Annotated in this window: 12 protein-coding genes; 10 read left to right on the forward strand and 2 right to left on the reverse strand. The window is 39.9% G+C overall.

Features of this window, described 5'->3' with window-relative positions; translation table 11 throughout:
* Nucleotides 1-150 precede the first annotated feature (150 nt).
* Genes argH through ABNR88_RS05970 form a run of 3 tightly spaced genes read left to right on the forward strand, consistent with a single transcriptional unit; the run spans nt 151 to nt 3,697 of the window.
* Complete coding sequence (argH, locus tag ABNR88_RS05960) at nt 151-1,560, forward strand: argininosuccinate lyase (protein WP_291929045.1); 1,410 nt, start codon at nt 151-153, stop codon at nt 1,558-1,560.
* The gene (gene fmt / locus ABNR88_RS05965) at nt 1,560-2,489 is read left to right on the forward strand and encodes a methionyl-tRNA formyltransferase (RefSeq protein ID WP_291929048.1); all 930 of its coding nucleotides are present in this window, start codon (nt 1,560-1,562) and stop codon (nt 2,487-2,489) included. The genes argH and fmt overlap by 1 nt, the downstream gene beginning before the upstream one ends.
* 2 nt (nt 2,490-2,491) lie before the next feature.
* Entirely contained in the window at nt 2,492-3,697 is a 1,206-nt protein-coding gene (locus ABNR88_RS05970) for an amino acid permease (RefSeq protein WP_053951798.1), read from the forward strand.
* On the opposite strand, the gene ABNR88_RS05975 is transcribed toward ABNR88_RS05970, so the two are convergent.
* Complete coding sequence (locus ABNR88_RS05975; protein ID WP_291929053.1) at nt 3,689-4,150, reverse strand: tRNA (cytidine(34)-2'-O)-methyltransferase; 462 nt, start codon at nt 4,148-4,150, stop codon at nt 3,689-3,691. The two genes, ABNR88_RS05970 and ABNR88_RS05975, sit on opposite strands and share 9 nt — an antisense overlap.
* Nucleotides 4,151-4,233: 83 nt before the next feature.
* Here ABNR88_RS05975 and clpB point away from each other — a divergent pair, with 83 nt between their 5' ends.
* The 7 genes from clpB (at nt 4,234) to ABNR88_RS06010 (ending at nt 11,999) form a co-directional block, all read left to right on the forward strand.
* The gene (gene clpB, locus ABNR88_RS05980) at nt 4,234-6,792 is read left to right on the forward strand and encodes an ATP-dependent chaperone ClpB (RefSeq protein WP_291929056.1); all 2,559 of its coding nucleotides are present in this window, start codon (nt 4,234-4,236) and stop codon (nt 6,790-6,792) included.
* Nucleotides 6,793-7,024: 232 nt separating this feature from the next.
* Nucleotides 7,025-7,660 (forward strand): electron transport complex subunit E, encoded by a 636-nt coding sequence (locus ABNR88_RS05985; protein ID WP_291929059.1) that lies wholly within the window; start codon nt 7,025-7,027, stop codon nt 7,658-7,660.
* A 16-nt stretch (nt 7,661-7,676) separates the two neighbouring features.
* A complete protein-coding gene (locus tag ABNR88_RS05990; RefSeq protein WP_291929062.1) occupies nt 7,677-8,303 on the forward strand; it encodes a rhodanese-like domain-containing protein in 627 nt (208 codons plus the stop codon).
* Nucleotides 8,304-8,306: 3 nt separating this feature from the next.
* Complete coding sequence (gene prmC / locus ABNR88_RS05995) at nt 8,307-9,101, forward strand: peptide chain release factor N(5)-glutamine methyltransferase (protein ID WP_348670172.1); 795 nt, start codon at nt 8,307-8,309, stop codon at nt 9,099-9,101.
* A 15-nt stretch (nt 9,102-9,116) separates the two neighbouring features.
* Entirely contained in the window at nt 9,117-10,220 is a 1,104-nt protein-coding gene (locus tag ABNR88_RS06000; RefSeq protein ID WP_291929065.1) for a TRAP transporter substrate-binding protein, read from the forward strand.
* Between the two features lie 52 nt (nt 10,221-10,272).
* Complete coding sequence (locus ABNR88_RS06005; protein ID WP_291929068.1) at nt 10,273-10,707, forward strand: TRAP transporter small permease subunit; 435 nt, start codon at nt 10,273-10,275, stop codon at nt 10,705-10,707.
* Entirely contained in the window at nt 10,704-11,999 is a 1,296-nt protein-coding gene (locus ABNR88_RS06010; protein ID WP_291929071.1) for a TRAP transporter large permease subunit, read from the forward strand. The genes ABNR88_RS06005 and ABNR88_RS06010 overlap by 4 nt, the downstream gene beginning before the upstream one ends.
* Here the strand turns inward: ABNR88_RS06010 and ABNR88_RS06015 are convergent.
* Nucleotides 11,986-12,255, reverse strand: coding sequence for a hypothetical protein (locus ABNR88_RS06015; RefSeq protein WP_348670173.1), 270 nt, complete (start codon nt 12,253-12,255; stop codon nt 11,986-11,988). The genes ABNR88_RS06010 and ABNR88_RS06015 overlap by 14 nt on opposite strands.
* Between the last annotated feature and the right edge of the window lie 249 nt (nt 12,256-12,504).

Genomic DNA, 12,504 nt, shown 5'->3' on the forward strand with positions numbered 1-12,504 from the left:
TTTCTTTCCAACGGTTATGTTGGTAGACAACTATGGCGTGGTTTTGGAAAAAGTCTTAGGCGTTACCAATGAAGATTATTATTGGACCGATCTTGACAAGCTAATTGATAGCTCTACTCTAAAAATTAACAAACAACTTAGTGCAAAATTATGACCAATAACACACAAAATTCAAGCCAAACACACACGAATCAATCTTGGGGTGGACGCTTTAGCGAGCCAACTGATGAATTTGTCAAAATTTTTGGTGCTTCTGTCTTTTTTGACAAAATTTTAGCCCCATACGACATTGCCGGTTCTAGAGCGCACGCCACCATGTTGCAAGAAGTAGGCTTATTAACCGAAGACGAAAAAGACCAAATTCTAACGGGTCTGGATCAAATTTTGGAAGAAATCAATACAGGTAAGTTTGAATGGTCTGTTGCACTGGAAGATGTGCATATGAATATTGAATCACGTCTCACGCAATTGATTGGCAATGCGGGCAAAAAACTCCATACAGGCCGCTCTCGCAATGATCAAGTAGCGACTGATATTCGCCTATATCTGCGCGATCAAGTTGATGATATTCTAGTTGAGATTAATCGCTTACAACAGGCCTTGCTCGATTTAGCAGAAAAAGAAGCCAGCACCATCTTGCCAGGATTTACTCATCTCCAAGCAGCACAGCCTGTGAGTTTTGGCCACCATATGATGGCCTATTTTGAAATGCTAACTCGAGACGGCGAACGCTTAGTTGATTGTCGTAAGCGTATGAACTCCATGCCGCTAGGCTCTGCTGCCTTAGCAGGAACTACTTATCCAATAAACCGTGAAAGAACTGCCGAACTACTGAATTTTGATCGCATTTGCTTAAATTCACTTGATGGCGTTAGTGATCGCGATTTTGCCATTGAGTTCTTGTCTGCTGCCAGCATGATTATGATGCACCTATCACGCTTTTCAGAAGAGTTAATTTTATGGTCTTCTGCGCAGTTTAATTTTATAGAGCTACCAGATAGCTTTTGCACTGGCTCCTCTATCATGCCACAAAAGAAAAACCCTGATGTACCTGAACTTGTGCGTGGAAAAACAGGGCGCGTGTATGGCAATTTAACCTCCATGCTCACCATTATGAAATCTCAACCTTTGGCTTACAACAAAGACAATCAAGAAGACAAAGAGCCATTGTTTGATACAGTTGATACTCTTAAAGCTTGCCTGCGTGTATTTGCTGATATGGTACCAACCATCGAGACGCAACGTGACACCATGTATAACTCAACCAAAAAAGGCTACACTACAGCAACTGATTTGGCCGATTATCTAGTCAACAAAGGTTTAGCCTTTAGAGATGCACATGAGGTTGTTGGTAAGTCCGTTTCTTACGGCATCGAGCACCAAAAAGATTTGGCAGAGCTCAGCTTAGAAGAGCTACAACTGTTTGATGATCGCATTGAAAACGATGTGTTTGATATTTTGTCATTAGAAGGCTCACTTTGTGCGCGTGACCACCTAGGTGCAACTTCGCCTAATCAAGTTAAATACGCCATTAAGACTGCCAGAAAAAACTTAATCTAATGCGGGTTATTTTTGCGGGTACGCCTGAATTCTCAGTTGGCATACTCGAAGCGCTTGCTCAAGGTGAGCATAAATTAGTTGGTATATATTGCCAGCCCGACCGTCCCAAGGGTCGTGGTCGTGTATTAACTGCCTGCCCCGTTAAAGAAAAAGCACTTGAACTCAACTTACCGGTCTTTCAACCTGAAAGCCTAAAAGATAAGACAGCTCAACAACAATTAGCCAGCTTAAATGCTGATGTGATGGTGGTGGTAGCTTACGGGCAAATTTTACCAATAGAGGTGTTAGAGACACCTAAATACGGCTGTCTTAATATTCATGCCTCGCTACTGCCACGTTGGCGCGGGGCTGCACCGATTCAGCGTGCGATTATTTCCGGTGATAAGCAAACAGGGATTGGCATTATGCAAATGAATGAAGGCTTAGATACAGGCGACATCTTGCTGGAAAAAACTTGCGATATTCTTGAGTCTGATACTGCCCAATCTTTACATGACAAGCTAGCCATACTCGGTGCACAAGGCATTGTTAAAGCTTTAGCCAATCTTAACACCCTATCGCCAATCCCACAAAATGAAGCGGGCATTACCTACGCCAAAAAACTATCTAAAGATGAAGCCTGGATTGATTGGTCAAAATCGGCCGTACAAATCAACCAACAAATTAGAGCTTTTAACCCTTATCCAATTGCTCAAACAAATGCGAGCAGTAATAAATTCGAATCAAAAGTGTTACGCATTTTATCTGCCTGCGTCATAGGCAAGGCCTATGACGCAAAACCCGGTGAAGTGGCTGAATACGGCAAAGGGGTTTGCATTGTTGCAACGGGTGATGGTGCGCTAAGTTTAGAAAAAGTACAGCTTGCTGGCAAAAAAGCCGTCGATATTAAAGATTTCACAAACGCTTACACGCTAACAATACTGGAATAATCATGCCCCTTAAGCGTACCCTAACTTTGCCATTACTCACACTTTACGGGTTAGGCAATATTTTAGGCGCTGGTATTTATGTTCTAATTGGTAAGGTCTCAGGTGTAGCGGGCATGATGGCACCGTTATCATTTTTTGTCGCATCGCTATTGGTTGTTACAACAGCCTTTACTTACAGCGAACTATCATCGCGTTATCCTGTGAGTGCTGGTGAGGCGGTTTATTTGTTTAAAGCGTTTGGCAATCGACACCTGTCCTTTATAGTCGGCATTATGATTGTTATAACGGGCGTTCTATCTTCTGCCACGATCACTGTTGGCTTTATTGGTTATTTGGATATTTTTGTTGATTTATCCAGCCTTGTTACGATTACACTGCTATTAACAGTATTAGGGGTTTTAGCTATTTGGGGTATTAAAGAATCCGTCCAGGTGGCTGCACTTTTAACCTTAATAGAAATTACAGGATTACTGATTATCATTTGGTTTGGTCGTGACTATCTCCATAACATCGACACTCAAGCGTATTTAAACACTTTTAAATTTGGCGATTTAGCCATTTGGGGTGGTATATTTGCAGGCTCTTTTTTGGCATTTTATGCATTTATTGGTTTTGAGGATATGGTTAACGTCGCTGAAGAGGTTATTGAGCCAGAAAAAAATATGCCAAAAGCCATTATTCTGTCTCTTGCTATTGCCAGTGTTATTTACATATTGGTGTCACTAGTAGCTGTTAGCGCCGTACCACTAGACGCCCTATCTGCACACCAAGCACCACTAGCGCTTATTTACGAACAGCTTAGCGGACTTTCGCCCAACTTAATTGCCGTTATCGGTATGCTTGCCATTATTAACGGCGCACTCATACAAATTATTATGGCTTCTCGCGTTCTCTACGGCATGAGCAAGCAAAAATGGCTGCCTAGTATATTGAGCAACATTAACAAAACAACCAGAACCCCTGTTTACGCCACTTTAATTGTTGTACTTATTATTTATGTTTTGGCGCTTTGGTTGCCAATTATGACACTGGCAGAATTAACCAGTTTATTTATCTTAATTATTTTTTCACTAATGCATCTTGCGTTGCTGGTTATCAAGGCAAAGCAACCCAAACCTAGTAAAAATATCAGGCGCTATCATTTCAGCTTACCACTAATTGGGCTTATAACCAATACAGGCTTTATTGCCTTTTACTTACTATTTTGAGACTTTGCCGACAAAGCCAATTTGACGCCAAGCTTCATACGCCACAATAGAGACACAATTAGACAAATTTAAACTTCTAGATCCTGCTTGCATAGGTAGCGTAATGCCTGGGTATTGATCTAAAATCTCTTGTGGTAAGCCACGTGTTTCCGGGCCAAACAAAAATGAATCGCCTGCTTGGTACGCCACTTCAGCATAGTTTGTTTTTACTTTTGAACTCACTGCAAAAATACGCTCAGGCTTAGCTTTAGCTAAATAATCCTCAAAGTTTTCATACTCAGTCACTTGCGCCAATTCTTTGTAATCAAGCCCTGCACGTCTAAGCCGCTTATCGGTAATCTCAAAACCAAAAGGTTTAATCAAATGCAAACTGGCACCCATGTTGGCACTAAGACGGATCAGGCTGCCTGTGTTATTAGGTATTTCTGGCTCAAACAATACTAAATTTAACATAATATTTTATTTTGGTACTTGAATAAACGTTAATCATCCCATAGATAGAGACTAACTTAAACAAAATAGTGTAATAAAAGCTTATGAATATTGAAAAACTCACCTCTCAATTTCAACAAGATCTTGGTAGCGCTCAATCGCTTGCGATTAGCAGTAATAACAGTGCAATTGAAGGTGTGCATGTTCTGAGTGCTATGCTGTCTGATTCCAGCTCCAGTGTGAGCAATGCATTGACCTCAATCAAAATAGACACAACCACACTTAAAAACCAGATTGATCAGCAGATACAAAATCTAGCAGTTGTTAATAATCCTAATACCGATATCGGCATCTCTCAAAACTTACTACGCCTACTCACTGCTACTGAAAAAATAGCCACAGATAAAGGCGACGCTTATGTATCAACTGAATTATTTTTATTGGCAATTATTCAAGGATCAGACACAACCAGCAAACTACTAAAAGATGCCGGCGTTAATAAAGAAGCACTAACAAAAGCCATTGAAACCCTTAGAGGAGGACAAAACGTGAACGAACAAAATGCAGAAACACAGCGAGATGCGCTTAACAAATACACAACTGATTTGACCCAAATGGCCATTGATGGCAAACTTGATCCGGTTATTGGTCGTGATGGTGAGATTCGCCGCGCCATTCAAGTATTACAACGTCGCACCAAAAACAACCCTGTACTAATTGGTGAGCCTGGGGTGGGAAAAACTGCGATCGCCGAAGGCTTGGCTCAGCGTATTATTAACAACGAAGTGCCCGAAGGCATTAAAGGCAAACGTCTATTATCACTTGATATGGCTTCTTTGGTTGCAGGTGCTAAATATCGTGGAGAATTTGAAGAACGCCTAAAGGCAGTGCTTAAAGAGTTGGAAGCTGAGCAAGGGCAAGTGATTTTATTTATTGATGAACTTCACACCATGGTCGGTGCAGGCAAAGGCGATGGCGCTATGGATGCGGGCAATATGCTAAAACCGGCACTGGCTCGTGGCGATTTGCATTGTATGGGCGCCACCACCTTAAACGAATACCGTGAATATATTGAAAAAGATTCAGCGCTTGAGCGTCGCTTCCAAAAAGTATTGGTTGATGAGCCAACTGAGGAAGATACAGTTGCCATTTTGCGCGGGTTAAAAGAAAAATACGAAGTCCATCATGGTGTTGAGATTACTGACCCTGCTATTATTGCAGCCGTTACTTACTCCACGCGCTACATTACCGACAGACAACTACCCGATAAAGCCATTGATTTAATCGATGAAGCCGCTTCACAAATTCGCATGGAAATTGATTCAAAACCCGAATCTATGGATAAACTAGACCGAAAATTGGTACAGCTTAAAATCGAACGCATGGCGCTTAAAAAAGAGAAAGATAAGGCCTCTAAAGAGCGTCTTAAAGAGCTAGAGTCGGTGATTAAAAATCTTGAAAAAGAATACGCTGATTTTGATGAAATTTGGAAAAAAGAGAAATTAGTCGTGCAAGGTGCTCATCACTTAAAAGAGGAGCTAGAGCAGGCAAAATCTGAACTAGAAAACGCTCATCGAAATAATGACTTGGCTAAAATGAGTGAACTCCAGTATGGCATTATTCCTGAATTAGAGCAAAAAATTACACAAGCAGAAAATGCCGATACCGAGGAAATGACTCTACTTAGAAACAAAGTCACTGAAGATGAAATTGCTCATATTGTAGCGCGCTGGACTGGCATCCCAGTGGATAAAATGATGGAAGGTGAAAAAGACAAGCTCTTGCAAATGGAAAGCATCATTCATCAGCGTCTGGTTGGTCAAGATAAAGCCATTAAAGTTATTGCTGATGCAGTACGTCGCTCACGCGCAGGATTGTCTGATCCAAATCGCCCAGATGGCTCATTTATGTTTATGGGGCCAACGGGTGTGGGCAAAACTGAGCTTACTAAAGCTTTGGCAGATTTCTTGTTTGACACCGAGCAAGCTATTGTGCGAGTGGATATGAGTGAGTTTATGGAAAAACACTCTGTCTCTCGTTTGATTGGCGCACCTCCTGGTTATGTGGGTTATGAGCAAGGCGGTGTTTTAACCGAAGCAGTACGTCGTAAGCCATATTCAATTATCCTGCTAGATGAAGTTGAAAAAGCCCATCCTGATGTATTTAATATTCTTTTGCAAGTATTAGATGATGGACGCTTGACTGATGGACAGGGGCGTACGGTTGACTTTAAAAACACCGTTATTGTGATGACTTCAAATCTTGGTTCTCACTTGATTCAAGAGAATCCAGGCAAAGATGTATCAGCTGAGTTAATCAAATTAGTTGGTGAGCACTTTAGACCTGAGTTTGTTAATCGTATTGATGAAATTGTTACTTTCAATAGCCTAGGAAAAGATCAAATTGCAGGCATTGCCAAGATTCAAATTGAAATTTTATCTTCTAGATTAGCGGCTCTAGATCTTAAGTTAGAGATGAATGAAGCGGCGATGAATGTCATAGTAGACAGAGGTTATGATCCAGTATTTGGCGCCAGACCACTCAAACGCACCATTCAAAAATTACTGGAAAACCCTTTATCACAAAAGATTTTAGCCGGTGAATTCTTACCAGGTGCAACCATTAAAACGGATGTGGTTAACAATGAAATTGTATTTTCTTAAATTAAAAAATATTGGAAATAATGCAAATCAGCCAGCTTAACGTCATTTAAGACGTTTAAATCACCCAAAAACCCCGTTAATCGGGGTTTTTTTTGGATAAAACCTCATTATTAAGCCCCATCTTTAATTGCTATAACAATACTTTTGGTTATTTTTAAAAATTTCACAAATTTTAATAATGACCAATCTTTAAGCGTTTACCGCCCCAGGGTTGTTGATATAATCAAGGCTTATGAATGATTATCTTAAAATTGCCAAAAATGGCCTATGGACCAATAATCAAGCCTTAGTAGCATTGTTAGGCTTGTGCCCACTGTTAGCGGTAACTAACAATATTGTCAATGCGATTGGTCTTGGTCTTGCCACCACTTTCGTTTTAATTGCATCAAACGTGACAGTATCAATTTTTCGCCATCAAATTCGCAAAGAAGTGCGTATCCCAATTTTCGTACTATTAATCGCCTCTTTTGTGACCATTGTTGAGCTATTAATGCAATCATACTTTTATGATTTGTATTTGATTTTGGGTATTTTTGTACCGCTGATCGTTACTAATTGTGCAATTTTAGCTCGTGCAGAAGCTTATGCCAGTAAGAATAGCTGGGGGAAGTCTGCCCTTGACGGACTAATGATGGGTATTGGATTTTCTATTATTTTGATTATTTTGGGTGCCATGCGCGAATTGATTGGTTCTGGAACTTTATTTGATCAATCTAGCTTAATACTGGGCTCTTTAGGTGATACGCTCAGCGTTACCGTCTTTAATGACTACCAAGGTACACTGCTTGCTATTTTGCCGCCTGGCGCTTTTATCGGCTTAGGGTTGATTGTGGCTGCTAAAAATTATTTTGATTTGAAAAAAGCTTAAAAAAAAGAGGAGAGAAATGAAAAAACTACTAGTTTTATTTATAACGGCACTTACCCTAAATGTAAGTGCTGAGGGTGAAGCAACTAAAGATGTATTTATAACACCGGGTGTGATTTCTATTGATATAAATCACCAGGATAAGGTTGTAAAACTGCAGCGTAATCAAGATCAGGATAATGAAATTTCTGATTTTTATCTTAGAACAACTCGTGGAAAAGTTCAGCCAATGCATCCATTTGCACCGCATCTTGTTGAAACCATTGACGAGCTTGATGTTATTGACTATGTTAAAAAACGCTCAGATGGCGATGAATCAATTTTAGTAATTGACACTCGAACCCCTAATTGGCTGGTGTTTACAGGCGCCATTCCAACAGCAATCAACATCCCTTACACTCAATTTAAAAATAAAGAAAAAGCGCTAGAAATTATGGAAGACCAAATGGGTGTACAAGCAGATGATGTGTTTGATTTTTCTTATGCTAAAACCTTAGTTATGTACTGTAACGGCATCTGGTGTGGACAAACTCCAGCAGCTGTTAAAGCACTACTAAAATACGGCTACCCTGCTGCCAAGATTAAATATTACCGCGGTGGTATGAATGCTTGGAAATCTTTAGGCTTAACAACGGTTAACTTATAAGCTTTGAAAACCATTCAACAATACCTTGACAGTGGCGCGATTGATATTGCGCCACTGTTGTCTCTAGTGCTTAATAAAAGCAATGTCGAGCTAATCACTCAAAATGAATATCAGCTAACGCCCACTGAACAGCAAACATTGGATGCATTTATACAACAACGCATAGATGGCATGCCTTTTTCCTATATTAGTGGCAACAAAGGCTTTTATCATTTAGATTTTAAAGTCACACCTGACACACTTATCCCCAGGCCAGAAACCGAGCTACTGATTGATATTGCACTAGATTTATTCCCAAAAAATCAAACCTGCAAACTACTAGATATGGGAACTGGCAGTGGAATTATTGCTGTTACTTTAGCGGATAAAAATCCTCATTGGGCTGTTACTGGGACAGACTTCTCATCTGCAGCGATTGAGATCGCCCAACAAAATGCAACTACTGATATTAACTTTGCACAAGGTAGCTGGTTTGATGCTGTACCCAACCAAACCTTTGATCTAATCATATCCAACCCACCTTATATTGAGCAAGGCGACGCTTATCTTAACGACTTAACTCATGAGCCAATTACCGCACTCACAGCCGGAAAAGATGGCTTAGATGATATTCGAATTATCATTGATCAAGCGCCTGATTATCTCAATAAAAATGGCTTTTTACTCTTAGAACATGGGCACAATCAACAATTAATAATTGTCGAATTATTATCCAAAAATTTTATCAACATACAAACATTCAAGGACTATAATTCTAATGACCGTGCCGTTTTGGCACAGCTCAAACAAACAACATAACTCTAGAGGAGAAATATGAAAAAATTTATAAAGTTATTCGCTGCAACTGCTTTTGTTGCTGCAACAACCGCCCACTCTGGCTGGTTTGATGACGATAAAGAAACCGTGAGTGCAAAGCAGGATAGTAAAGTCTATACCTTGACATTAGCTGAAACTTGGCCGAGTAATTTCCCTATTTTTGGTGATGCCACCAAGAAATTTGCTCAATTAGCTCATGATATGTCAGGTGGTCGTCTAGCTATTAGAATTGACTCAAAAAATAAACATAAATCAGCACTGGGTATTTTTGATTTTGTTAAATCTGGTCAATATGATTTAGGTCATTCCGCATCATACTACTGGAAAGGTAAAGATGCCAATACACTATACTTTACCACCATGCCATTTGGCATGACAGCCTCCGAGCAACACGCTTGGTTTGAGTATGGCGGCGGCCAAGAATTAATGGATAAGGTTTATGCTAAACATGGCATGAAATCCATTATTGGTGGTAATACTGGCAACCAAATGGGTGGCTGGTTTCAAAAAGAAATCAATACTGTTGAAGACCTTCAAGGTTTAAAAATGCGCATTCCTGGATTTGCGGGTGACGTTATGGCTAAAGTAGGTGCTAAACCAACCAACATACCTGCAGGTGAGCTTTACACAGCACTTGATCGCGGTACAATTGATGCGCTAGAATGGGTAGGTCCTTCACTTGATTTACGCATGGGCTTTCATAAGGTTGCGCCGTACTACTATACCGGTTGGCATGAGCCAGCAACAGAGTTGCAATTCTTAATCAATTTGAAAAAATTAAACTCACTGCCAAAAGACTTGCAAGACATTCTAACCAATGCCATGAAGCTTTCTGCTTATGATATGTATGCACATTCAGAACATGCCAGCGCTAAAAACTGGGCAGATATGAAGAAGGATTATCCAAATATCAAAGTTAAAACTTTCCCTAAGCCAGTCTTTGACGCTTTAAGAAAGGCTAATTCTGAGTTGCTAGAGGAGCGTGCTAAATCAGATCCTGTTGCTAAAGAGATTATTGACTCTCAGCAGGCTTACTTGGCCAAGGCACGTGCCTGGACTCAAATCTCTGATCAATCCTACTTAAATTCTTTAGGTAACTAAGATTCGATCAATCTATACCCGATGGTTAGAAAATCTAACCATCGGGCTTTTATTGCTTACAATCTTTAATGTCTTTATTGATGTTGTACTTCGTTACGCCTTCAATAATTCATCTATCGCCTTGCAGGAAATGGAGTGGCACCTATTTTCCTCGCTTTTTTTACTCGGTATTTCATACACATTGCAACAAGATGCACATGTGCGAGTCGATATTTTTTATGCCAATCTATTACCAAAAAAACAAGCTTTGATCAATATGATTGGCTTTGTTATTTTCATTCTACCCATCAGTCTTTTAATTACATATTACGGTCTTGATTTTGCTTATGGCGCTTATACAATTAACGAGCAAAGTGGTGATCCTGGTGGATTAACACACCGTTTTATTATTAAAAGTGTTATTCCAATAAGCTTCATCTTGGTTATTATCTCCGGATCTTTATTTGTACTGGACAATTACAAGAAGTTCGTTCGAGGTGATGTGTGATTGGCTTAATTATGTTTGGCATCACCTTGATGCTGCTCATGATTGGCTTTCCAGTGGCATTCACTTTTGCGGGTGTGGCTGTTATTTTTGGCACGCTCACCGAAGGTATTGATCTATTTGGATTTATACCTTATCGCATTATGAGTGTCATGCAGAACACCATCTTAATGGCGGTTCCGTTATTTATCTTTATGGGTATCGTCCTGCAAAAGACCAAATTAGCCGAACAATTATTGGAAGCAATGGGAGATTTATTTGGTGGCATTCGAGGCGGTTTAGCGGTTTCAACCATTCTAGTAGGGTCACTACTAGCAGCGTCTACCGGTGTGGTTGGTGCTAGCGTTATTGCTATGGGAGTTATTTCTCTGCCTGTGATGCTTAAGCATAATTACAAAAAAACACTTTCCACCGGGGTTATTTGCGCCTCAGGAACCTTGGGGCAAATCATTCCGCCTTCTATTGTGCTTATTATTTTGGCAGATGTGTTGGGCGTACCTGTTGGGGATTTATTTCGAAGTGCGGTAATGCCGTCGCTGGTCTTGGTTGGCGGCTATATTTTGTATGTGTTGATTGTCGCCCATTTTGACAAAACTGCTGCACCCGCTTTTGTCAGTAAAAATCATCATTTATCCAATACTCAAAAATACATATTAGTTGCAAAAGCTATTGTGCCGCCATTTTCGCTCATTATTGCTGTACTTGGATCAATATTTTCTGGCATTGCCACACCAACTGAATCCGCCTCAATTGGCGCAGTTGGTGCACTTGTATTATCCTTTATTTACCAAAGGCTAAACTGGAGCATGGTTCGCTCAGCAAGCATTGAAACAGTTAAAGTTACCTCAATGGTTTTTGCAATTTTGGTGGGTGCTACAGCCTTTTCCATGGTGTTTACTTACAGTGGTGGTGACACACTGGTTGAAGAATTTATTATGAGTTTGCCAGCCAAAGAAATGAGCTTTATTCTTATTTCAATGTTGATCATTCTTATCTTGGGATTTTTTATTGATTTCGTAGAAATATCACTGATTATTGTGCCAATTTTTTATCCAATTGCACTGTCATTAGGTATCGATATGCAGTGGTTTGCTATTTTGATTGCTATGAATCTGCAAGCATCATTCCTGACACCACCTTTTGGATTTAGCTTGTTTTATCTCAAAGGCGTCGCACCCAGCTCAATCAAAACCACTGATATTTACAAAGGAGTTATGCCTTTTATTATTATCCAAGTGAGTGTTTTAACCAGTTTAGTCCTCTTTCCAGAATGGTATGGATTTAGCGGTTTTTAAAACTTTGAGATAACTTCTTAAGCTTGTCTTTATAAACTGAATCAACCTCGCAGTATTTTTCCTGCTGAGTAAAATAATCCTCTTCCACCCAAGTGCTTGACGGCTTAAATTTTGGCACACTGCCATCGGCATAAACTACTGAATTATCAGTATAGATGGTAATATTTTGATCTTGAAATAAGATTGACTTATCAGCATGGACACTGGCTGATACGCCCAATAAGACAATAATAAATATTTTCTGAATAAACATCATTCTTTTATTCTACAACAAAATAATCAATAATGTAGTCAAGTTTTTGACGAGTATTTTTTCTTGCCACAAGGCAGATTTTGGAAATATGCAGGAGCATGGGTTAACCATGTGACTAAGTATTTTTAAAATCTAACGCAGTACTCTGTTTAGCACCCCCTTGAGGGGTGGCAAGGAAAAAGACGAAGTCAAAAAAAAGGTGAAGTTAGTCTATAAGCCGGGTTCTGTAATAGATAGTCATTCATCTACGCG

It is taken from the genome of uncultured Candidatus Thioglobus sp., from assembly GCF_963981275.1.
Taxonomy (GTDB): Bacteria; Pseudomonadota; Gammaproteobacteria; order PS1; family Pseudothioglobaceae; genus Thioglobus_A.